The 21,932-nt window shown below is 71.6% G+C and carries 17 protein-coding genes; 12 read left to right on the top strand and 5 right to left on the bottom strand.

What is annotated here, in order from left to right; all coding sequences use genetic code 11:
• Positions 1–98: 98 nt before the first annotated feature.
• Both KUM44_RS07095 and KUM44_RS07090 read left to right on the top strand, forming a co-directional pair.
• Entirely contained in the window at positions 99–1,259 is a 1,161-nt protein-coding gene (locus KUM44_RS07095) for a S1 family peptidase (RefSeq protein ID WP_254389149.1), read from the top strand.
• Between the two features lie 98 nt (positions 1,260–1,357).
• Positions 1,358–1,687, top strand: coding sequence for an antibiotic biosynthesis monooxygenase (locus KUM44_RS07090; RefSeq protein ID WP_217206898.1), 330 nt, complete (start codon positions 1,358–1,360; stop codon positions 1,685–1,687).
• A gap of 30 nt (positions 1,688–1,717) precedes the next feature.
• Here KUM44_RS07090 and KUM44_RS07085 read toward each other — a convergent pair whose 3' ends face one another.
• A complete protein-coding gene (locus KUM44_RS07085; protein WP_217206897.1) occupies positions 1,718–2,509 on the bottom strand; it encodes a DUF817 domain-containing protein in 792 nt (263 codons plus the stop codon).
• Positions 2,510–2,770: 261 nt separating this feature from the next.
• On the opposite strand from KUM44_RS07085, the gene KUM44_RS07080 reads away from it, so the two are divergent.
• Together KUM44_RS07080 and KUM44_RS07075 are read left to right on the top strand one after the other, a co-directional pair.
• Positions 2,771–3,697, top strand: coding sequence for a GNAT family N-acetyltransferase (locus KUM44_RS07080; RefSeq protein WP_217206896.1), 927 nt, complete (start codon positions 2,771–2,773; stop codon positions 3,695–3,697).
• Between the two features lie 208 nt (positions 3,698–3,905).
• Complete coding sequence (locus KUM44_RS07075; RefSeq protein WP_308402520.1) at positions 3,906–4,076, top strand: hypothetical protein; 171 nt, start codon at positions 3,906–3,908, stop codon at positions 4,074–4,076.
• A 91-nt stretch (positions 4,077–4,167) separates the two neighbouring features.
• Here the strand turns inward: KUM44_RS07075 and KUM44_RS07070 are convergent, their stop codons facing one another.
• Positions 4,168–4,566 carry an STAS domain-containing protein gene (locus KUM44_RS07070; RefSeq protein WP_217206895.1) on the bottom strand — a complete coding sequence of 133 codons (399 nt, stop codon included), beginning with the start codon at positions 4,564–4,566 and terminating at the stop codon, positions 4,168–4,170.
• 327 nt (positions 4,567–4,893) lie between these two features.
• Between KUM44_RS07070 and KUM44_RS07065 the strand changes: the two genes are divergently transcribed.
• Positions 4,894–5,370 (top strand): ATP-binding protein, encoded by a 477-nt coding sequence (locus KUM44_RS07065; protein WP_217206894.1) that lies wholly within the window; start codon positions 4,894–4,896, stop codon positions 5,368–5,370.
• 644 nt (positions 5,371–6,014) lie between these two features.
• On the opposite strand, the gene KUM44_RS07060 is transcribed toward KUM44_RS07065, so the two are convergent.
• Positions 6,015–6,890, bottom strand: coding sequence for an RNA polymerase sigma factor SigF (locus KUM44_RS07060; RefSeq protein ID WP_254389148.1), 876 nt, complete (start codon positions 6,888–6,890; stop codon positions 6,015–6,017).
• Positions 6,891–7,204: 314 nt separating this feature from the next.
• Between KUM44_RS07060 and KUM44_RS07055 the strand changes: the two genes are divergently transcribed.
• Both KUM44_RS07055 and KUM44_RS07050 read left to right on the top strand, forming a co-directional pair.
• Positions 7,205–8,086 carry an RNA polymerase sigma factor SigF gene (locus tag KUM44_RS07055; RefSeq protein WP_217206893.1) on the top strand — a complete coding sequence of 294 codons (882 nt, stop codon included), beginning with the start codon at positions 7,205–7,207 and terminating at the stop codon, positions 8,084–8,086.
• 148 nt (positions 8,087–8,234) lie between these two features.
• Positions 8,235–8,675, top strand: a complete 441-nt coding sequence (locus tag KUM44_RS07050; protein WP_217206892.1) for an ATP-binding protein — start codon at positions 8,235–8,237, stop codon at positions 8,673–8,675.
• Between the two features lie 86 nt (positions 8,676–8,761).
• On the opposite strand, the gene KUM44_RS07045 is transcribed toward KUM44_RS07050, so the two are convergent.
• Positions 8,762–9,199 carry an ATP-binding protein gene (locus KUM44_RS07045; RefSeq protein WP_217206891.1) on the bottom strand — a complete coding sequence of 146 codons (438 nt, stop codon included), beginning with the start codon at positions 9,197–9,199 and terminating at the stop codon, positions 8,762–8,764.
• A gap of 662 nt (positions 9,200–9,861) precedes the next feature.
• Here KUM44_RS07045 and KUM44_RS07040 point away from each other — a divergent pair.
• The 3 genes from KUM44_RS07040 to KUM44_RS07030 all read left to right on the top strand — a co-directional run bounded on the left by KUM44_RS07040 (position 9,862) and on the right by KUM44_RS07030 (position 14,375).
• Positions 9,862–11,676: an ABC transporter ATP-binding protein gene (locus KUM44_RS07040; protein WP_217206890.1), complete on the top strand. Its 1,815-nt coding sequence runs from the start codon at positions 9,862–9,864 to the stop codon at positions 11,674–11,676.
• 100 nt (positions 11,677–11,776) lie between these two features.
• Entirely contained in the window at positions 11,777–12,457 is a 681-nt protein-coding gene (locus tag KUM44_RS07035; RefSeq protein WP_308402519.1) for a class I SAM-dependent methyltransferase, read from the top strand.
• Between the two features lie 52 nt (positions 12,458–12,509).
• Positions 12,510–14,375: a SpoIIE family protein phosphatase gene (locus KUM44_RS07030; protein WP_217206888.1), complete on the top strand. Its 1,866-nt coding sequence runs from the start codon at positions 12,510–12,512 to the stop codon at positions 14,373–14,375.
• 1 nt (position 14,376) lies between these two features.
• Here KUM44_RS07030 and KUM44_RS07025 read toward each other — a convergent pair whose 3' ends face one another.
• A complete protein-coding gene (locus tag KUM44_RS07025) occupies positions 14,377–16,071 on the bottom strand; it encodes a hypothetical protein (RefSeq protein WP_217206887.1) in 1,695 nt (564 codons plus the stop codon).
• Between the two features lie 325 nt (positions 16,072–16,396).
• Here KUM44_RS07025 and KUM44_RS07020 point away from each other — a divergent pair, with 325 nt between their 5' ends.
• Complete coding sequence (locus KUM44_RS07020) at positions 16,397–18,922, top strand: SpoIIE family protein phosphatase (RefSeq protein WP_217206886.1); 2,526 nt, start codon at positions 16,397–16,399, stop codon at positions 18,920–18,922.
• Between the two features lie 165 nt (positions 18,923–19,087).
• Positions 19,088–21,856, top strand: a complete 2,769-nt coding sequence (locus KUM44_RS07015; protein WP_217206885.1) for a SpoIIE family protein phosphatase/ATP-binding protein — start codon at positions 19,088–19,090, stop codon at positions 21,854–21,856.
• The last annotated feature ends 76 nt before the right edge of the window (positions 21,857–21,932 follow it).

The raw sequence follows: 21,932 nt of genomic DNA, 5'->3' as shown, positions 1-21,932 counted from the left end.
GCCCTGTCATGGCTATGCTCTGCCCGACCCTGAATGAGAGCGCTCTCAGATTGCGGTTGTTCCACCCCACCTTGCTGGAACGACGAAGGGCAACTCCCTTGAGACGCAAGCGCATCAGACTCGTGTACGCCGGTCTCGCCGCACTTCTCGTGTTCGGCGGCTGGACCGCGGGCGGCATCGGATCGGCCGCGGCGAGCGACACCGACCCCGCCTCCCCGTCCGCCTCCGCCGGCCTGCTGCATGCGATGCAGCGGGACCTCGGCCTGTCGAAACCGCAGGCCGAGGCACGGCTGGCGGCGGAACGCACCGCCATGGGCCTCGCCCCGAAGGCGCGCGAGGCCGCCGGATCCTCCTACGGGGGCGCGTGGTTCGACACGAAGAGCGCGCGGCTCACCGTGGCCGTCACGTCCGACGCCCCGCCCGCGACCGTACGGGAGGTCCGGGCCACCGGGGCGACCGTGCGCACCGTCGAGCACAGCGCGCGCGAACTCGACGCGGCCAAGGCGCGCATCGACCGGCTCCCCGCCCCGTCGGGCGTGAGCAGCTGGCACGTCGATCCGGTGGCAAACACGGTCGTCGTGGACGTCGTCCGTGACCGGCGGGCCGACAACGATGTCCGGCGCTTCGTCTCCGGCGCCCGAGCGGCCGGTCCCGTCACCGTGCGGACGGTCAACGCCGCCCCGCGCACCTTCGCCGCGGGAACGGTCGGCGGCGACCCGTACTACACCGGAAACGTCCGCTGTTCCATAGGCTTCTCGGTGCACGGCGGCTTCATCACCGCCGGGCACTGCGGTGGTCAGGGGGCCGCGGTCAGGGGCTGGGACGGCACGCACGTCGGAACGTTCCAGGGCTCCTCGTTCCCGGGCAACGACTACGCCTGGGTGAGCGTCGGCAGCGGCTGGTGGACGGTGCCGGTGGTCCTCGGCTGGGGCACGGTCCCGGACCAGCTCGTGCGCGGCTCGGCCGAGGCACCCGTCGGGGCGTCCATATGCCGGTCCGGCTCCACGACGCACTGGCACTGCGGCACCGTGCTGGCCAGGAACGAGACGGTCAACTACAGCCAGGGCGCCGTGCACCAGATGACCAAGACCAGCGTCTGCGCCGAACCCGGCGACTCCGGGGGCTCCTTCCTCAGCGGTGACCAGGCGCAGGGGGTCACCTCGGGCGGCTGGGGCAACTGCTCCGGCGGCGGCGAGACCTGGTTCCAGCCCGTCAACGAGATCCTCGGCCGGTACGGGCTGACCCTGCACACGGCCTGACCCGCGGGGGGGCGGTCCGGGTGGTGAACCGGCGCCGGACCGCTCCCTCGCACGAGCCGCCGCGCGTGGGCCGGCGGCCGTGCGGCAGGATGAGCACCATGAGCGTAGTCAAGATCAACGTACTGACCGTGCCCGCCGAGCAGCGCGAGACGCTGGAGAAGCGCTTCGCCTCGCGTGCGCACGCCGTGGAGGGCTCCGACGGGTTCGAGTGGTTCGAACTCCTGCGGCCCGTCGAGGGCACCGACACCTACCTCGTGTACACGCGGTGGCGCGACGAGGAGTCCTTCCAGGCCTGGATGGAGGGTCCGATGAAGTCGGCCCACCAGGGCGGCGGCGAGGGCGGCGGCGAGCGTCCCAAGCCGGCGGCGAGCGGTTCCACCCTGTGGTCGTTCGAGGTCGTGCAGTCGGCGGGACCGAAGAGCGCGTAGCGGTGATCGGCGGGGGCTCGTCCCCCGCCCTCACTCGGTCCGGGTGCTACGCGACCGGGCGACGGCCGCCAGGACGACGGTGACACTGATCAGCAGCGACCAGGCGCCGAACTTCTCCACGCCGACGGGCTGCCAGCCGTCGAGCTGGTAGGGGTAGCGCCAGGCGCCCACATAGGTGGCGAGGTTCTCCGCGATCCAGAGGAAGAAGCCGATCAGGACGAACGAGAGCGCCAGCGGCATCCGCCAACGCACCCCGCGCACCGTGAAGTGCGCGGACGAGCCCGCGGTGACGGCGAGGAGCAGTGCGGCCAGGAGCCAGCGTGCGTCGGGCAGCCAGTGGTGGCTGAAGAAGTTCACGTAGATGGCGGCGGCGACCACGGCCGTCGACCGCGGCCGGTACCGGACCAGCTCCAGGTCGAACAGGCGCCAGGCACGGCAGACGTAGCTGCCGACAGCGGCGTACAGGAACCCGCCGTACAGCGGGACACCCGCGAACTTCAGTACGGCCGGTTCCGGGTAGCTCCACGAGCCGAGGGACACCTTCACCAGTTCGAAGGCCAGGCCGATGACATGGCAGACGGCGATGACGGCTATGTCCCGGCCGTTCTCCCAGCCGCGCATCCAGAACAGCAGCGTCAGCAGCACCCCGTAGACGACGAGCAGGTCGTAGCGGGCCACGGGCAGGCCGGGCAGCAGGGTGGAGGCCGCCACGCCGGTCATCAGGGCGATGGCGAAGGCGCAGGACCGGGTCTGTGTCCACGCGAAATCGAGCAGCTGGCGCACTGATGCCGCCAGGGGGCCTGAGATGCTTGCGGTGACCATGATCCCAAGGACGAGCCTGCGGCGCTCCCGGTTGCCTCCGGTGCCGGCCCGGTGGCCTCGTCTCAGCCCGGGCGCGTCTGCGGTCAGTACCAGTTCGTGTTCGCCAGGACGTGACCGTCACATGCCGGCAGGCCCCGCGACACCCGGCCGTTCGGGTTCTTGCCGATCTTCGAGCAGGACGGCGGTCCCGGCCGCCTCGCCCCGGCCTGCTGAGCGGAAATTCCGTTGCGGCCGTGCCACCCTCCCCCAGACCCTGGGCACATGTCTTACGCCCTTCGTCCGGCCGGCCTCGCCGACGCGGCCGCCATCACCGAACTGCTCAACGAGGTCGACCGGATCGAGATCGGCCGGCCCGAGACCGACCTGCACACCGTGGAAGCCGATCTGAAGCGGCCCGACATCGCGCTGGACCGCGACTCATGGCTGGCCTTCGACGGCGAACGGCTGGTGGCGTACGGCCTGTTGTGGGACGAGTCGGGCGGTGAGCGGGTCGACGTCGACCACTATGTGCTGCCCGAACACCAGCGGGCCGGGGAGCTCATATTCGACGCGATCGACGCCCGTGCCCTGGGCAAGGCCCGTGAGAACGGCGCATCCAGGGCGGTGGTGCATCTGCACCTCAACACGGAGCCCACGCTCGACACCCGGCTGATCGAGGAGCGCGGCTGGTTCGTCGTGCGCCGCTATCACGTGCTGCGACGGCCGCTGGACCCCGCCGAGGACCTCGTACCGACGGTTCCGCCGGGCATACGGCTGCGGCCCTGCACCGAGGAGGCGGACCGGGTGCGCGTCCACGCGCTGTACCAGTCGAGCTTCGCCCAGCACTTCGACTTCCAGCCGCGTACGTACGAGCAGTGGCTGCATGACGTCGACGGGGACCGTCTCGACTGGTCGCTGGTGTGGATCGCCGCCACGGAGGACCTGGGGGACGTCGGCTTCCTGCTCGCCCGCGACGACCGGGAGGCGATGGGGTGGATCCGCAGCATCGGTGTGGTGCGTGAGGGGCGCGGTCTTGGCCTCGGTGGTCTGCTGCTGCGGCACGCCTTCGCGGCCTTCGCCGCGCGCGGACGCGACATGGTGGGGCTCGGGGTCGACACCGCCAACGCCACGGGGGCTCCGGCGCTGTACGCCCGGCACGGGATGACCGTCCACTACGCCGTCGACACCTGGGAGACGGTCGTGAAGTGACCCCCGGAGCGGCCCGGGGACGTCGTGGCGGTGTGTCTCCGTCACTTCGGGTTGGCCTGGATCCCGGGATCCGGGATTCCCTGCGACCACGCTCTGGTTCGCGGCCGTCGAGGAGGTCCAGCCGCGCCGGCTCCGCGACCGACCGGCTCCGCGACCGGCCGGCTCCGCGACCGTCTCCAGGCGGGGGGCTTCGTCGAGCGGGCGCCCAGTGCCACGGGCCGCGCCGCGCACCCGGGAACTGCGCCTGCACCTGAGCCGTCGCGGACGGACCTTTCTGACGGAGCTGCGGGCGCGACGCGAAGCCGCGCTCCAGTCCGCGCTGGAGCAGATGCCCGTCACCTGGCGCACCACTCCGATGGAGGGCCTGGAGGCGTTCTGACCGGCACGTTCCACCCCCCCTCCCGCGCTTGACTCGCTCACTCTGTTGCGTCATGGACCGCCCGGCGAACTCCCTCTCCGGGAAGCTGTCTTCACCCCTGAGCCGAGGACGAGGGGCCCGGGCCCGGCTGGGAGTCCGCGGTGGCGAGCGCTTCCTCGGCGCTCCCCACGATCGGGACGGTGATGCTGACACCGGTGAGATCCATGATCCGGCGGACCACGGGCGTCGGGGAGATGACGTACACGCCTCCCCGAATCCCCCGCACCTCCTGATAGGCCCGCAGGACGATGTTCATGCCGGACGAGTCCATGAAGGGGACGCCGGCGATGTCGAGCAGGAAGTGCCGGCGGCCGTGGTGGAGCTGGTTGGCGAGGTGGTGCTGCAACTCGGTGGCCGTATCCATGTCCAGGTCGCCCTCGACCGTCAGCAGCACGGCGTCTTCCCGGGGCACTTCCACCTTGATCGACAGGGGATTCTGGGCAACGGACACAAGTACCTCCCACAGGCGTTGACGATCGGGACGGGTGCCCCGACGAACGGATCCGATGCATCGCGTCCTGCGCGAGCGGTGACCGTCCGTCGATGCGTTCGCCCGCCTACCCCCGAATGTCCGCAGAACACAGGGCTCGTGCGAGCAAGCGGTGGCCGTCACGCTTCTGGCCGTTTTTGCGTGCAACAGCCCGATGAACGGTTTGGTGGTCGGTCAAGGGGTCACGCGATGGGAGAGGAACATCACGCGATGTGGAGGAGGGACGAGAACTCTGGGCCGACGCGCCGGAGTCCGCCTCCTCGCCTCTGTCAGTCAGGGAGCGAAAGGATGAGTGAGAAGTACCTGACCGGCCCCACCAGCGCCTCGGCAGGCACGGGCCGTCCGCGCGGCAGGCCGCGCAGTCCGGCCGAGGCCCGCGGAACCGTACGCCGGATCCTCGCCGAACAGACGCGCGCCCAGGGCATCGCCTGCGCCGCCGACACGCTCTCGGACGCACTGCTGGTGGCGTCGGAACTTACGACCAACGCCATGCTGCACGGCGGCGGCATCACCGACTTCGACGTCTCGGTCGTCGGCCAGAACCTGTACCTGTCCGTCAGCGACCGAGAACCGCGCCACCCGGTCACCCTCAGCCCGACCGACCCCCACGGCCGCCACCGCTGCGGCGGCCGAGGCTGGCCGATCGTCTGCCGGCTCTCCCGCACCGTACGGATCGCGGACCTGCCTGCCGGCGGCAAGCGTGTCACCGCGGTGATTCCTCTGAAGGGGGTGGTGGAGGGTGGAGGGTCCCAGGATCGGCCTTGAGGGGACGTGGCGTGGGGCCGAGCGGGGCGGCGTGGGGGCGGCCGGGTAACTGGACAGGGCGGCCTTGGAGGGGCAGGGCTTGGACCCGGCCGGAGCTGGCCGGGTTGCGACTCCACCGCGCGAACCGGCTTGGCGGAGCCGGGACTTGGACGGGAGTGGGGACGGGGCCCGACCCGACGCGGGGCTGGGACCCGGACGGGCCGGGAAGCGGAAAGACCGGCAGGCGCACAGGCCGACACGCGGACAGCCCGGATCAGTCCCCGGATCATCAGTCCCCGGATCAGTCAGGGTCAGACCGGGGAAATGAACTGGTCCGCGGTCTCGAAGAGGCCGGGAGCAACAGGGCCGGCCGCCGGGTTGCGGTCACCGCGGCCGCGGACCTTCTCGGTGGTGCCGGCCTAACTGCTCGTCGCAGATCACCGGGATCTCCTTGCGGTTCGGCTCACGGTCGTCCCGAAGATGCGGCGGGACGGACCGGCCAGCCCCTTGCGTACGTCCTCCATGGCGGCGCCGATCGCCATGGTCGCGGCGTTGGGCTTCGGGGCCAGGGCCAGGGCACGGGTGCCAAGCCCACGGCCACCTCGCCACGGCCCTCCCCGCTGCCGATTCCCTCCGCGAGCGCGGGAGCGACTCCGTAGGTGCCGTCAGGCGACCCCGGGCTCCAGCAGGCCGGCGCGCAGTTGCTTGATGATGCGGCTGATGAGACGCGAGACGTGCATCTGGGAGACGCCGATCCGGTCGGCGATCTGGGCCTGGGTGAGCTCTTCGACGAAGCGCAGATGGATGATCCGGCGCTCACGTTCGCCCAGTTCGGCGATCAGGGGCGCCAACGAGTGGAAGTCCTCCACGAGTTCCAGCGACGGATCCTCCTCACCGAGGAACGTGGCCAGCACGGACTCGGTGTTCTCGGAATCGGAGGTGACGGCGGCGTCGAGGGAGGCGGACTGGTAGCAGTTGGCGGCCTTGCGGGCCTCGATGACCTCTTCCTCCGAGAGGGACATCAGCTCCGAGAGCTCACGGGTGGTCGGCGTACGGCCCAGCCTGGAACCGAGTTCCTCCGTCGCCTTGGCCAGCTCCGCGCGCGCCTCCTGGAGCCGGCGCGGCACATGGACGGCCCAGCTCGTGTCGCGGAAGAAGCGCTTGATCTCGCCGACGATGTACGGCACCGCGAAGGTCGTGAACTCGACCTCCCGGGACACCTCGAAGCGGTCGATGGCCTTGATCAGCCCGATGGTTCCGACCTGGACGATGTCCTCCAGCGAGTCCCCGCGAGCGCGGAACCGCGAGGCCGCGTACCGCACGAGCGACAGGTTCATCTCGATCAGCGTGTTGCGCACGTACTGGTGGTCGTGCGTGCCCTCTTGCAGCATGACCAGTCGGTCGAAGAACTGACGCGACAATTCGCGTGCGTCCTGCGGGCTCACCCTCGTCGGATCCTCGATCAGCGGCAGCGCCGCCCCGTCCGTCGTGACCGTCTCCTCTGCCGTGGCCGTTGCCTGCGCCACCGTCACGGCTGCCATGCCGCCCTCCCCATCACCGGAACCAGTTGTCCTTCCCGCGTGCCCGAACTCTCGCGTCTCATGCGCCCCCCGACGGCCCCCTTCGCCGAGAAACGCCCCACCACCACGCCCAAGCCCCCTCCCCCACCCTTCATCCACCCCTACTCGTTTACGTACGGAGTTGCGGGGCATGCGGGATTTCGTGCTTCGGACCAGAGGCGCTCCGGTGCGACAGGTGTGACCACTCCAGGGCCGTTCCCGCCCAGGCATCCGCATCCGCACCCGCACCGTTTCCACGGAGATTCCCTGAGAACGCCGTTCAGGAGCTGTTCCGCATGCTGGTTGAGACGTCCGCACACGGTTCCGACCTGCCCGCCCGTCCCCGCGTGTCCGGTGGCCGCGTCCACGACGACGCCCCCGACACCGCGGCCGGCTTCGCCCGCCTCGCCGCTCTGCCCGAGGGGCCCGAGCGAGACGCGGTGCGTGACGAACTGACCGAGGTGTGGCTGCCCATGGCCCACCGCATCGCCGGCCGATTCCGCAACCGCGGTGAATCGCTGGAGGATCTGCGTCAGGTCGCGGCGCTCGGACTGGTGAAGGCTATAGACCGCTACGAACCCGGCCGAGGCGCCTTCGAGAGCTACGCCGTGCCCACCGTCACCGGGGAGATCAAGCGCCACTTCCGCGACCGGATGTGGGCGCTCAGGGTCCCCCGTCGCGTCCAGGAGCTGCGCAACAAGGTACGGATCGCACGCCGCGACCTCACCGACCACGCCGGCGGCGCCAACCCGTCGGCCACCGAGATCGCCGCCCACGCGGGGCTCACCGAGGACGAGGTCAACACCGGGCTGGAGGCCATGGAGAGCTTCAGCACCCTGTCCCTCGACGCCGAGATGTCCGCCAGCGACGACGGCTTCAGCCTCGCCGACACGATCGGCGGCTGCGACGAGGCGTACGACGTCGTCGTCGACCGGGAGGCGGCGAAGGAAGGCCTGCGGCGCCTGCCCGAGCGCGAGCGCGCCATTTTGTACATGCGCTTCTTCGAGGACATGACGCAGAGCCGCATCGCCGAGCAGCTGGGCATCTCCCAGATGCACGTCTCCCGCCTCATCAGCCGGTGCTGCGCGCGGATCCGGGACGAGGCGCTCGACCAGGGGGCGCAGCAGGGACCTTGCTGCGGCGCACCAGCGCCCCATGATTCGGCCGCGCCCGGGTAAGCGCAGCCCCAGGAGCCCGGACGGACGACGAGAAGCGGGGACGACAGCGTGCGAGGAATGGTGAAGTGACAGAAGCCGTAGCCCTCTTGGTGCGCGCCCGCGATGCTCGGGGAGTGATGAGCGTTTCGCGGGCGGCGCACGAGCGACCGTGAAGCCGACCGGGCAGCGTCCGGCCGGGGACCGCCGGACGGTGCGTCCACGGCCGGTCCCGATCACCAGCGCGGCGACGGCACGGAGTTATGTGCGGTCGGTCGTGGAAGAGCACTGGGGTGCTCCGTCCGGCCCGGCGAGTGAGCGAGCCGTCATGGATCTGCTGCTCGTCGTGTCGGAGGCGGTCACCAACGCCATCCGGCACGGCGGCGGCCTGGCGGGGTTCGAGGTGGCCCTGCTGCCGGAAGGGGTGAAACTGAGCGTGCACGACTACAGCGACGCCGTCCCCTCCGCCGCGTACGGACCCGGCACGCTCCCCCACGCGCACGAGTGCGGCGGATACGGATGGCCTCTGATCATCCGTCTGTCCCGCGAGATCCACATTGAGCGGCGCCGTGCGGGCGGCAAGACGGTCACGTTGCTGGTGCCGCTGAGCTGAGCGTCCGTCCGCCTGCGCCCGCTCGTGCCGGGGCGACTAGGCGGGCCGGCAGGCAGGCAGGCCGGCAGACCAGAGGGCCCCGCAGATCACCAGGGCAGGAACGCGTGCACGTCCTTGCCGTCCTTCCGCACCACCACGCTCACCTGGTCGCACAGCGTGTGGATCAGATACCAGCCGATGCCGCCGCCACTGCCGGTGCCGGGGTGGAAGGGGCGGGGCGCCGGGGGCGTGGTGCTCGTGTCGCTGAGCGTCACATGCACGCCGTCGAACGCCTTGCGCAGCGTCAGTCCGAACGGTCCCGGCGCGTACTGGATCGCGTTGGCGGCGAGTTCGGTGACCACGAGCACGATGTCGTCCCGGCGCTCGGGCGTCTGAGGCGGTGCGGACCGCGCGAGTGTCGTCAGATACTTCTCCGCGCTGAGGCGGGCTCTTGTCACATCACCGAATCCCCCGTCAAACCTGACCTCGCAGTCCTGTGTCCCTTCGGAAGACGGTTTGCCGCCTCCACGCGAATCGGTCGCCATCACACCTTCTCCGGCCCGTCCGCCGCCGGCCGCGGTGACTCGTCCTGGTACGTCCAACGCTGCTCGTTCCCAGGCTGAGCGCGGCTACGCGTCCGGAAGGGTAGGAGCCCATGGGACATCACGGAAGAGAGCGGAAGAGAGGGGCTCCTGGGGACGCCGGCCCCCGGTTCGTCGCTCGTGGCGCAGCGCGGCCGGTGATCACCGCGAGCGTGAAGACGGCGCAGGTCAGCAGACGCCCTCAGCGTCGGGCACCGCCTCTTCGGGCGTTGTTGTACAGGCGTAGCAGGTGCTTCGCGACCGGGCACGGGACCGAGTCCGCATGGCACTGCCGGCAGGTCCGCATGTGGTGTTCGTAGTCGGCAAGCGCTTACTGAAGGGCTTCGTTCGGAGCTGACATCGATGTCCTCGGAGTTCTACTACCAGGGGGGCGGCCGCCCAGCGGGCGTCGAGGGTGACCGCGACGGGGCACCCGAGAGAGAAGTGGATCATGTTACTTGTGGTACGGGGAAGTCACGTCCACGCCACCGTCGGCCGGAAAACCCTTGGACGCCGCGACTGCCGACACGGGACACTGCGTACTCGAACCGTAACTCCACGTAGCCGTTGCCGCCTCTGCCTTTGGCAGCGTGCGGCGGGCCGCCGCAGAACCTCACAGGGGTGGGATGGGAACGCCTGAATCGCGCAGGGTCCTACCGGGCAAACGCTCGGTGCTTCTCGCACTTCGTTACTACGGACGGGAGTTGACCCGTCTCCGATGGCTGACGGTACCGGCGATGCTGTTGTCGGCGGCGGGCAACATCGGGATCAACTACATCGCGCCGCTGATCGTCGCCAAGCTGGTCGGCGGCATCGCGAGCGACAAGGACGTCACCCTCGGCTCGACCCTGCCGTACGTCCTCGGCTTCGTCGGTGTGCTGCTGCTCGCGGAAGCGCTGTGGCGCGTCGCCCTGCACTGCCTCAACCGTCTGGACGCCCTGGGCATCGAGCATCTGTACGTCATCGGGATGGACGAGCTGTTCGCCAAGGACGCCGCGTTCTTCCACGACAACTTCGCCGGGTCGCTCACCAAGCGCGTCCTGAGCTTCGCGTCCCGTTTCGAGCAGTTCGTCGACACGCTGACGTTCCAGATCGTGGGCAGTTTCGTGCCGCTCGTGTTCGGCGCGGTGGTGCTGTGGCGCTATGAACCGCTGCTGGTCGTCGGACTTCTCACGATGATCGTGGTGACCGCGCTGTGCGTGGTGCCCCTGATCCGGCGCCGTCAGGCGCTCGTCGACCTGCGGGAGGAGGCCATCGCCCGGGTGTCCGGGCATGTCGCCGACAGCCTGATGAACATGGACACGGTGCGGGCGTTCGCCGCCGAGGAGCGCGAGGCCGCCGAGCACCGCTCCCGGGTCGCGGCATCGCGCCGGCTCACCCTGCGGTCGTGGGACTACGGCAATCTGCGCATCGACACACTGGTCGCGCCGATGTCGGTGCTCACCAACGCGCTGGGCCTGCTGCTCGCGGTCACGCTCGGCGGGGGCGCGCACGGCGTGGAGGCGATCGTGGTCGCGTTCACCTACTACACCAACGCGACGCGGATCATGTTCGAGTTCAACCAGATCTACCGTCGCCTGGAGAGCTCGATGACGGAGGCCGCGCAGTTCACCGAACTGCTGCTGACGCCGCCGACCGTACTCGATCCGGCGACGCCGGAGCCGCTGCTGCCCGGTGCGGCCGACGTCCGCTTCGAGAAGGTGACCTTCGCCCACGCCGGTGGCCGGCCGCTGTTCCAGGGCCTCGAGCTGGAGGTGCCCGCCGGAGCGAAGATCGGCCTGGTCGGCCGGTCGGGCGGCGGCAAGACCACGCTCACCCGGCTGCTGTTGCGGATGACGGACATCGAGGGCGGGCGGATCCTGGTCGGCGGTCAGGACATCAGCAGGCTGCGCCAGGCGGACCTGCGCGGAATGATGGCGTACGTGCCGCAGGACCCGGCGATGTTCCACCGCACGCTGCGAGAGAACATCGCGTTCGCCCGGCCGGACGCCACCGAGGCCGAGATCCGCCGCGCGGCCGAGGCGGCGCATGTCACGGAGTTCGCCGACGCGCTGCCGCACGGCTTCGACACCATGGTGGGCGAACGCGGCGTCAAGCTGTCCGGCGGTCAACGCCAGCGGGTCGCCCTCGCCCGGGCGATCCTGCGCGACGCGCCGATCCTGCTGCTCGACGAGGCGACCAGCGCGCTGGACTCCGAGAGCGAGATCCTGGTCCAGGAGGCGCTGTGGCGGCTCATGGACGGGCGGACGGCGCTCGTGGTGGCACACCGGCTGAGCACGGTCGCCGGCATGGACCGGCTCGTCGTCCTCGACCGTGGACAGATCGTCGAGCAGGGCACGCACGACGGCCTGCTCGCGTTGGACGGCGCCTACGCCAAGCTGTGGAAGCACCAGTCGGGCGGCTTCCTCGACGACAGCCCCGCACAGGCCGAGCTGCCCTGACCTTCGAAGCACCTCGGGGGCGACCGTCTCCGTGGCACCCCGTAGAGATTCCTGTGTAGATCCGAAAAAATGCCCCATAATGCCTCAGAGGAGACGCCTTGTGAGCAACCCTGCCGACGAGCTCGACCACGGGACCCCACGGCCCGACCGCACAGGTCAGGCCGAGGCCTTCGACGCCATCGGCGAGCGTTACGACGAGGCCTTCCCGCACAAGGAAGGGCAGGTCGCGGCAGCCGAATGGCTCGTCGGGTCCCTGCCGGCCGGATCCCGGGCGCTGGACCTGGGGTGCGGCACCGGGCTCCCGACCGCGGGCCAGCTGGCCGCGGCGGGCGTCGAGGTCGTCGGGGTGGATCTGTCGGACGGGATGGTCAAGCTGGCCCGTGCCCATGTGCCCGGCGGGGTGTTCCACCAGGCGGACATCGCGGATCTGCGCCCCGGCGGGCCTCTGGACCTCGGCCGCTTCGACGCGGTGACCGCCTTCTTCTCCCTGCTCATGCTGCCGCGCGACGAGATTCCCCTCGCCCTGCGGACCGTACGCCACCTGCTGGTTCCGCAGGGCCTTTTCGCACTGTCGATGGTGGAGGCCGACGTGGACGACTTCGAGATCCCGTTCCTCGGCAACAGCATCCGCGTCTCCGGCTATCTCCGGGACGAGCTGCGCGAGGTCGTCGAGGCGGCGGGCTTCGAGATCCTCGAGGAGTCCTCGTACAGCTACGCACCGGCGGCCGCCGACATCCAGCCCGAGGTGCAGATCTTCCTGCGGTGCAGGCGGCACGCCTGACGACTGCCGATCCGCCCGCTCTGGCGCGGGCCGCACGGCCGGAAGGACAGGGATGACGAAGCAGCCCGGGGCCGGTGAGAACGTCCGGGGACAGACGCCCGGCGTGCGCGGACGTGCCCCACTCGCGTACCGGCCGCAGCAGCCCGGCCCCTCGCCCCGGCCCGCGGAAGCCCTTCGTGGATCCCCGCTCGGCGACGGACCCGCCGTCACCGGGCCGCAGACCGACAGGCTGCGGTATCTCGACGCGGCGACCCGCCGTATCGCCGGGGGCATGGACCTCGACGAGACCCTCGACCAGCTGTGCCGGGCGGCCGTCCCGGACTTCGCCGACGCGGCCTTCGTCCATCTGTACGCCCCGCTCCCGGTCGGCGACGAGAGCGGGGCCGCCCCCGGCGTGCTGCGTCTGCACACCGTGGACCGCGCCCCGCCCCGGGACGCCTCCCCGCAGGGCTCCGGACCGCACCCGCCCGGCACCCGCCCGAGCCAGGCGGCGGGCAGCGTACGCCCCGCCCCCGACGGGCCGCTCGCCGCACTGCTGCGGGACGGTCGGCCGGTGTCGGGACACACTCGAGGTGCCGCCGCGGCGGCGGCCGAGCTGCTGGGAACGGCGAACGTTCCGCCGGCGGGGCCGCCCGGACGGCGGCTCGTCATCGCCCCGCTGCACGGCCGCAGCCACGTCCTGGGCAGCGTCGTCCTCGTCCGCGGCCCTGGCCGCCCGGACTTCACCGGCGACGACCTGCTCGTGGCCTCCCAGCTCGCCACCCACACCGCTCTCGGGCTGGAAAAGGCGATGCTGTACGAGCGGGAGGCGTCCGTCGCGGACGCGTTGCAGCGCACGATGCTCCCGCCGTCCCTCCCGGAGCCGCCCGGCGTGCGACTGGCCAGCCGCTATCTGCCGTCCTCGCGGACCGCGCAGGTCGGCGGCGACTGGTACGACGCGATCCCCCTGCCCGGCAACCGTGTCGCGCTGGTGATCGGCGATGTGATGGGCCACTCCATGACGTCGGCCGCGATCATGGGTCAGCTGCGCACCAGCGTGCAGACCCTGGCCGGACTCGATCTGCCCCCGGACGAGGTCCTCCACCACCTCGACGAACAGGCGGGCCGGTTGGGCAGCGAGCACACGGCGACCTGCCTGTACGCCATGTACGACCCCGTGCAGCACCGGCTGGTGCTGTCCAACGCCGGACATCCGCCACCGGTGCTTCTGCGTCCCGACGGCAGCGTCGACGTCCTCCAGGTCCCGCCCGGCGCACCGATCGGTGTCGGCAGCGGCGGATTCGAGTCCGTCGAGACCCATGCTCCGGCCGGGGCCGCGCTGCTGCTGTACACCGACGGCCTGGTCGAGTCCCGCGACTCGGACGTGCTGACCGGCGTGGAGCGGCTGTGCGCTCGGCTGCGTGCGGCGGCCTCCGGAGCCAGGCCTCTGGCCCTGGAGACACTGTGCGACGAGGCCCTTGGCACGCTCGGCTCGGGCGGCCGGGACGACGACATCGCGCTGCTCGCCGCCCGCTTCGAGGGTCTGCCGGCGGAGACCGTCGCGTACTGGTACATGGCGCCTCGCCCGCAGACCGCCGGCCAGGCCCGTCGGCTGACCCGCAGGACGCTCGGCCAGTGGGGGCTCGACTCGCTCGTGGAGACCACCGAGCTCATGGTCAGCGAGGTGGTGGCCAACGCCGTTCGGTTCGCGTCCCGGCCGATCACGCTCCGGCTGCTCTGCACGGACGTGCTGCGCTGCGAAGTGGGTGACGACTCCCCGGTGGTGCCGAGGATGCGGCACGCGCGGCTGAGCGACGAGGGCGGCCGGGGGCTGTTCCTGGTCGACCAGCTGGCCCAGCGCTGGGGCGCGACGAGGGTGAGCACGGGCAAGGTCGTCTGGTTCGAGCAGCCGCTGCCCGGCCCACCCGCGAACCGGTGAGTCAGCCGGCGCAGCAGTCCCCGTCGGCGGCCGTGCGGGCGGTCGTCCGGGTGGTCGTGTCGAGTCGGCAGAAGCAGGATGCCTCGATCGGTACGTCCGCCAGCGCGGCGGCCAGGCGCAGCTGCTGGGCCGCCATCTGTGCCTCCCCCGTCCGGCCCAGCCGCATCAGGCATTCGTGCAGGCCGTGCAGGGACCAGACGTTCCCGGGGTGCTGCGACGGGCGCGGGAGCGTGCCGTCGAGGCCCAGGTCGGCCCGGTAGACCGCTTCCGCCTCCTCGACGCGTCCCTGTTCGAGCAGGAGGGCGCCGTAGGCATGCCGGGTGGGCTGCATCCAGCCCCACGGCTCGTCGTAGGGGAGGTTGTCGTCCAGTTCGATGGAGCGTTCCAGGGCGGCGAAGGCCGCGTCGTGGTTGCCCTTGCGGTACTCCAGTTCGCCGTCGAGCATCGCCGCGGCGATGGAGAGGATGTCCGCGCAGGTGTTGTTGAAGAGCATCCGGGTCTCGGGGACCCGGGCGACGGCCTCGTGGAAGAGCCGGCGTTCGGTCCCCGCCTCGGGGACGCGGTGGGTGGCGGAAAGGGCGACACCTCGGGCGTAGTGGAGCATCGCTGTCGTCACGCAGTACAGCTCGGGGTCGGCGGGCATCGGCAGGTCCAGGATGTCCTCCCAGCGGCCGAAGCGGATCAGGACGTGCACCCGCATCGCGAGGAATCCCTCCAGCCAGTCGGCCATGGGCGGGCTCGGCACGCGCAGCAGGTCTTCCGGGATGGACGCCTCCAGCTGCGCCGCGGTGTCGAGGGCGACCTGGCTCTGGCCGAGGAACATCGCGCCGTAGATCTTGAAGTGGTAGTTGTGCGAGCGGTACAGGGTGTAGAAGTTCATCGCCCCGGCCCGGCCTCGGTACTTCTCGTCGGCCTCGATGGCCGCGGTGTTGTCGGAGACCACCCGGCGGTAGTCGCCGCACAGCACCTCCAGGTGCGAGGGCATGTGCAGCAGGTGCCCGGCGTCCGGCACGAGGCCGCGCAGCCGGTCCGCGACGGCCAGGGCCGCCTCGGGTGTCGGGGACATCTCCATCAGGTGGATGTACATGTGGACCACCCCCGTGTGCTCGCGTCCCGCGTCGCCGGCGAGGGCGCGGTCGAGGACGGCCTTGGCCTGCGTGGTGCGGGCCCCTGCGGCCGGCTCGCCCGTCCTCAGGTCCCACAGCTGCCAGGGCGTGAGGTTCATCAGGGCGTCGGCGTACAGGGTCGCGACGTCCGGGTCGTCCGGGGCGAGCTCGTAGACCGTACGCATGCTGTCGGCGTAGGGAGCGTTCCAGACCGAGCAGTCCGCCACGGCCTTCGCCTGCGGGTAACGGGCGCGCAGTGCGGCGATCAGGGCCTGTTCCACGGGGGTGGCGGCCGCCGCCTTCTCGTGCGCCAGCTCGACGGCCGCGTGCGTGCGGTCGACGGTGCGGACGAGGTCCTGTTCGTCGAAGAACTCCCAGGGTTTGTTGTAGTTCGGGCCGAGCGCGTAGGCGATGCCCCAGTGGGCCATGGCGCAGTCCGGATCGGCCTGTGCGGCGGCTTCGAAGCAGGCGACGGCCTCCTCGTGATGGAAGGCGTACGTCCACGTCAGACCGCGGTCGAACCAGAGCTGCGCCTGGGCGGAGGACGTGGTCACGGAGCGGGTGTAGGTGCCGAGGTCGTAATACTCCATGGTCGGTCTCCTGCCTGTGCTGCGCCCGCCGGTCAGTTCCCGAGTCTTCCCGAGGGGCTCGGGTCTCGCACCGACAACGGGGCGGGCCGGTGCGCGGTTTCGGTCCGGGCGTATCCGGCGCCGAGGACACAGATACGGGAGTGTCGCGCCCAGGGCCGAACGGTGTCGTGGGCGGCGTCGGTCCGCGCCCCCTGGGTACCCGGCTCACCGTGCGGTGGCGGGCCGGTGGGGTGACGGAGCAGGTCGCCCCAGGTGCGGGTGACGGGGCTCGTGGCGCATTCTTGCTGTGTCGCGCGCGTGAAGGCGTACGGACGAGGTAGGGCCGATGACTGGGAGCGCCGAGGGCGCAGAGCGCACGCCCGGCAGGCTGGCGGCACTGCTGATCGATGCCTCGGCGGAGGCGATCAGCGCGGCCGGTGGTCATGTCGGCGGGGTCTATCTGCGCTGCGGCACGCCCGGGCTGCTGCGGCTGGCGGTGCTGGAGGGGTTGCCCGGGCCGTTGTTCCGGCCGTGGTGGCGTGTGCACGTGGACCGGCCGTTCCCCGTGGCGGACGCCTATCGGCTCGGGGTCGAGGTCGTGCTGCCGAACGCCACGGAGGCGATGCGCCGCTATCCGCAGTACGCGGCCGGCCTGCCCTTCCCGTTCGGCTCCTTGTACGCGCCCGTCGCGGGCAGGTCGAGCGTCTACGGCGTGCTGACGGCGCTGCTCCCTTCGGCGGCGGATGCCACGGAGCTGCTGCCCGTGCGCGAGCGCATGGCGCGGCTCGCCGAGGAGCTGGGAACGGCCCTGGAGAAGCTGGAGGACCAGGACCCCTCGGCGGTCACCTGGGAGGGCGGACCCCTGTGCGTCCGGCCGCCCGCCGCCCGCCCTCCCGCCGGGCACCTGGGACGGTTCGCCTGGGATCCGGTGACCGGTCACCTGACGGCGGACGAGCGCCTGAACGTCGAACTGGGCGCGGTCGCGGCTGAAGCCCACGGCAGCGCGGAGGCCTTCGCGGACGCGGTCGCTCCCGGTGACGCGGAGCGGGTCCTGGCGGCGCTGCGGGAAGCGGCCGGTGGCCGTCCGCCCGCTCTGCCGCTGGTCGTGCGCGGCCCGGACGGTGCGCCCCGGCTGGTCGAGGTCTGGGGGCCGTACGACGATTCGGGCCTCCCCCGGGCGGCGACCGTGCGGGGTGTCGTCCTCGACCCGGGGCCGGGCACGGTGGCGGACGCGGCGGCCGACCTGCTGCCGGACGGGGTGATGTGCCTGGACCGGCTGGGGACGGTCGTCTACGCGAATCCGCACGCGGCCCGGCTGCTGCGCCGGCCGCGCACCGAGCTGCTGGGCCGGCCCCTGTGGGAGGGCGTGCCATGGCTGAACCAGCCCACCCTGGAGGACCATCTGCGCGGAGCGCTGCTGTCCCCGGACCCGGTGCACTTCCATGTCCGAAGACCGTCCGCCCAGGGGCGTGAGCCCGCCGCCGACGCCATCGCGGGCGACTGGCTGGCCCTGTCCGTCTATCCCGGCCCGGACCTGCTGACCTGCACGATCCGGCTGGGCCACCGGGTGGCCGACGGCCCGTCCGGCCTGCCCGACGCGCTCGGCGCCCCGGAACCGGCCGGCGCTCCGTCGCTCAACCCCCTGTACCGGCCCATCGTGCTCGCCATCGCACTCACCGAGGCGGTCACCGCCCGTCAGGTGTCCGCCGTGGTGATGCGGGAGCTGCTGCCCGCGTTCGGCGGCCGTCGGCTGGCCATCTATCTGCTCCAGGAGCGGCATCTGTACCTGGCCTGGGAGACCGGCTTCCCCAAGGGGTTCCTCGCCCCGTTCGACGGTGTGGGGCTGGACGAGCGGCTGCCGGGGGTCGAGACGCTGACCAGCGGGCGGCCGCTGTTCTTCGACTCGATGGAGCAGCTCGCCGAGTCCTATCCGGGGATCGCGCTGGACGCGACGGAGGGCGCGCGTGCCTTCCTGCCGCTGATCGCCTCCGGGCGTCCCGTCGGTTCCTGCATCCTCGGTTTCGACCGGCCGCGCAGCTTCAGCACCGAGGAACGCACGGTGCTCACCGCGATGGCCGGGCTGATCGCCCACGCCATGGAGAAGGCGCAGCGCTACGAGAACGAGGCCGCGCTGGCCAGGGGGTTGCAGCAGGCGCTGCTCCCGCGGCGGCTGTCGCAGCACCCGCTGATGGAGACCGCCGGACGCTATCTGCCGGGCACCCAGGGCATGGAGGTCGGCGGAGACTGGTACGACGTCGTCGCCGCCGGGGACGGGCTGGCCCTGGTCATCGGCGATGTGCAGGGGCACGGGGTGCAGGCGGCGGCCACCATGGGCCAGCTGCGCAGCGCGGTGCGGGCCTTCGCGCTCGGCGACCGGCCGCCCGACGAGGTGATGAGCGGCACCAACCATCTGCTCATCGACCTCGACGCCGGTCTGTTCGCGAGCTGCTGCTACATCCGGCTGGACCCCGCGACCGGCATCGCCCAGGCCGCCGTGGCCGGGCACCCGCCGCCGTTGCTGCGCCGCCCGGACGGCCGTACGCATGTCGTCGACCTGCCCGGCGGAGTGGTGCTCGGCGTGGATCCGCAGGCCACGTATCCGGTGGCGGAGCTGCGGATGGAGCCGGGCGCCGTCCTGGCCCTGTACACGGACGGGCTGGTGGAGCGGCCCGGTGTCGACATCGACGACGGGATCAGCGCGCTGCGGGTGGCGCTGGCCAAGGCCGGTGCCCCCGGTGCCCGGCCGGGCGGGCGGGCGCTGGCGGGCGTGGCCGACCGGCTCACCGCGAGCGCCCGGCACACGACGGACCGCCCCGACGACATCGCGCTGCTGCTGGCCACGCGACGCGCCACCGCCCCACGACGGAAGTGACCACGGACGCGGTCGGCATCCGGCGGCGTAACCCTGTTGCGGGGGCGGGAGTTGCGCGTATCCGGTGCTTCACACCTGTGGCCGATGTGTGGGGGACGCAGCAGGCCCTGTCACGGTCTGTTACGTCTCTCGCCTCCGGAGGCCCGGCAGTGTAGACATGGGCACATGGTCCGACTATGGGGTCGCTCCGGGGCCCGGTCGGCCCGTCGTCCGAGCGGTGTGCGCACAGGGGATGCGCCCGACCGCGTCCGCGGGGTGCCCGCAGGAGGGCTGCCGCGCGAGGGGCAGCGCCAGGGACGCTTCCCCGGGGTGCGGGCGACGGTCCGTGGGCGCAGCGTCGCCGGTCAGGTGTTCGTGCTGCAAGTGGTGATCGTGCTGCTGCTGGTGGTCGCCGCGGTGGTGGCCCTGGTGCTCCAGGTGCGGCACGACACCACGGAGGAGGCCCGCAACCGTTCGGTGGCGGTCGCCGAGTCGTTCGCCAACGCTCCCGGCACCCGGGAGGCGCTGGACGGCCCGGACCCGACGGCCGTGTTGCAGCCGCGGGCCGAGGCGGCGCGCGAGGCGACGGGTGTGGACTTCATCGTCGTCATGAACACCGACGGCATCCGCTACACCCACCCGAAGACGGACCGGATCGGGAAGAAGTTCGTCGGGAACCTGGAACCGGCCCTGGCGGGCCGGGTCGTGACCGAGCAGATCACCGGGACGATCGGGCCGCTGGTCCAGGCCGTGGTCCCCGTCAGGGATCCCGACGGGAAGGTCGTCGGGCTGGTGTCGGCCGGGATCACGACGGCGACCGTGGGTGGTACGGCCGACCGGCAGCTGCCGCTCGTCCTGACCGCCGCCGCGGTGGCGCTCGCCCTGGCGACGGCGGGCACCGCGCTGGTCAGCAGGCGGCTGCTGCGGCAGACCCACGGTCTCGGGCCGGACGAGATGACCCGGATGTACGAGCACCACGACGCCGTTCTGCACGCCGTCCGGGAGGGTGTGATCATCGTCGGCACCGAGGGGCGGCTGCTGCTCGCCAACGACGAGGCGCACCGGCTGCTCGATCTGCCCGCGAACGCCGAGGGCCACCGGGTGCTGCATCTCGGTCTCGCCCCCGACACCGCCGAGCTGCTGGACTCCGGCCGGATGGCCACCGACGAGGTGCACCTGGTCAAGGACCGGTTGCTGGCGGTCAACCAGCGCCCCACCACGCTCAGGGGCCGCCCGTCCGGCAGCGTCGCCACGCTGCGCGACTCGACCGAGCTGCGGGCCCTGTCCGGCCGCGCCGAGGAGGCCCGCGAGCGCCTGAACATGCTGTACGACGCCGGTGTGGGCATCGGTACCAGCCTGGACGTCACCCGGACCGCAGAGGAACTGGCGGAGCTGGCGGTGCCCCGGTTCGCGGACTTCGCCACCGTCGACCTGTTCGAGGCCGTGCTGGGCGGCGGGCAGCCGGAGGGCGTGACGCGGCTGCGGCGCACGGCGTGCGGTGGGATACGCAAGGACGCGCCGCTGTACCCGGTGGGCGAGGAGATCCGGTTCGTGGACTCCTCGCCGCAGGCCCGCGCGCTGAAGGACGGGCAGGCCGTGATCGAGCCGCGGCTGGAGGAGGCTTCGGGCTGGCGCGCCCAGGATCTGGAGCGTTCGGCGCAGGTCGTGGACTTCGGCATCCACTCGCTGGTCGCGGTCCCGCTCCGGGCCGGGACCCTGGTGCTGGGTGTGGTGAGCTTCTGGCGGTCGCGGAAGGCCGAGCCGTTCGACGCCGACGAGGTGGCGCTCGCCGAGGAGCTGGTCGCCCGGGCCGCGGTGTCCATCGACAACGCCCGCCGGTACACGCGCGAGCACAGCATGGCGGTGACGCTTCAGCGCAGTCTGCTGCCGCGCAGCCTGCCCGAGCAGAACGCGCTCGACATCGCCTACCGGTACCTGCCGGCGCAGGCCGGCGTCGGCGGGGACTGGTTCGACGTGCTGCCGCTGTCGGGTGCGCGGGTCGCGCTGGTGGTGGGGGACGTCGTCGGCCACGGGCTGCACGCGGCGGCGACGATGGGCCGGCTGCGCACGGCGGTGCACAACTTCTCCGCCCTGGACCTGCCGCCCGACGAACTGCTCGCGCTCCTCGACGAGCTGGTCGCCCGGATCGACCAGGACGAGACGGCCGAGGAGGCCGACACCGCCCCGGTGACCGGCGCGACCTGTCTGTACGCGGTCTACGACCCGGTGTCCCAGCGGTGCACGATCGCCCGCGCCGGCCATCCGCCGCCGGCCCTGATCCAGCCGGACGGCTCGGTCGGCTTCCCGGACGTGCCCGCCGGACCGCCGCTGGGCCTGGGCGGGCTGCCGTTCGAGACGGCCGAGCTGGAGCTGGCCGAGGACAGCCGGCTGGTGCTCTACACGGACGGGCTCGTGGAGGACCGGGCCCGGGACATCGACGAGGGCCTGGAACTGCTGCGCGCCGCGCTGGCCCGGGCCGGACGGTCACCGGAGGAGACCTGCCAGGCCGTACTGGAGGCCCGGCAGCCGGGCCGGGCGAGCGACGACATCGCGCTGATCGTGGCGCGTACTCGGGCCCTCGGCGCCGAACTGGTCGCCGAGTGGGAGGTGCCGTCCGATCCGGCGGCCGTGGGCCAGGTGCGGTCGGCCGTGACCCGGACCCTGAGGGCATGGGGGCTTCAGGAGCTGTCGTTCACCACGGAACTCATCCTGAGCGAGCTGGTCACCAACGCGATCCGGTACGGCGGTGAGCCGATCCGGGTGCGGATGCTGCGCGACCGCAGTCTGATCTGCGAGGTCTTCGACAGCAGCAGTACCTCGCCGCATCTGCGGTACGCGACCATGACGGACGAGGGCGGGCGCGGTCTGTTCCTGGTGGCGCAGCTGGCCGACCGGTGGGGCACGCGCTATCTGCCCGCGGGCAAGGTGATCTGGGCGGAGCAGCCGCTGCCGTAGTCTCACGGCTGTTTGTGCATAGGTACGAACCTTTGACGCGCCGGTGCCCGTTGCGCGCCACTTCTGGTAGGAAACT

This window comes from Streptomyces sp. AC550_RSS872 (assembly GCF_019049285.1).
GTDB lineage: Bacteria > Actinomycetota > Actinomycetes > Streptomycetales > Streptomycetaceae > Streptomyces.
Note: the sequence above shows the minus strand (reverse complement) of the source record. Positions and strands in the feature narration are given on the sequence as shown.

Excerpts from the sequence above, each read along its gene's own strand:
- KUM44_RS07055 (WP_217206893.1), top strand. The coding sequence starts at position 7,205 with ATGCTGGTTGAGACGTCCGCACACGGTTCCGACCTGCCCGCCCGTCCC.
- KUM44_RS07020 (WP_217206886.1), top strand. The coding sequence starts at position 16,397 with ATGACTGGGAGCGCCGAGGGCGCAGAGCGCACGCCCGGCAGGCTGGCG.
- KUM44_RS07080 (WP_217206896.1), top strand. The coding sequence starts at position 2,771 with ATGTCTTACGCCCTTCGTCCGGCCGGCCTCGCCGACGCGGCCGCCATC.
- KUM44_RS07030 (WP_217206888.1), top strand. The coding sequence starts at position 12,510 with ATGACGAAGCAGCCCGGGGCCGGTGAGAACGTCCGGGGACAGACGCCC.
- KUM44_RS07025 (WP_217206887.1), bottom strand. The coding sequence starts at position 16,071 with ATGGAGTATTACGACCTCGGCACCTACACCCGCTCCGTGACCACGTCC.
- KUM44_RS07045 (WP_217206891.1), bottom strand. The coding sequence starts at position 9,199 with ATGGCGACCGATTCGCGTGGAGGCGGCAAACCGTCTTCCGAAGGGACA.
- KUM44_RS07090 (WP_217206898.1), top strand. The coding sequence starts at position 1,358 with ATGAGCGTAGTCAAGATCAACGTACTGACCGTGCCCGCCGAGCAGCGC.
- KUM44_RS07060 (WP_254389148.1), bottom strand. The coding sequence starts at position 6,890 with ATGGCAGCCGTGACGGTGGCGCAGGCAACGGCCACGGCAGAGGAGACG.
- KUM44_RS07085 (WP_217206897.1), bottom strand. The coding sequence starts at position 2,509 with ATGGTCACCGCAAGCATCTCAGGCCCCCTGGCGGCATCAGTGCGCCAG.
- KUM44_RS07015 (WP_217206885.1), top strand. The coding sequence starts at position 19,088 with ATGGTCCGACTATGGGGTCGCTCCGGGGCCCGGTCGGCCCGTCGTCCG.
- KUM44_RS07065 (WP_217206894.1), top strand. The coding sequence starts at position 4,894 with ATGAGTGAGAAGTACCTGACCGGCCCCACCAGCGCCTCGGCAGGCACG.
- KUM44_RS07040 (WP_217206890.1), top strand. The coding sequence starts at position 9,862 with ATGGGAACGCCTGAATCGCGCAGGGTCCTACCGGGCAAACGCTCGGTG.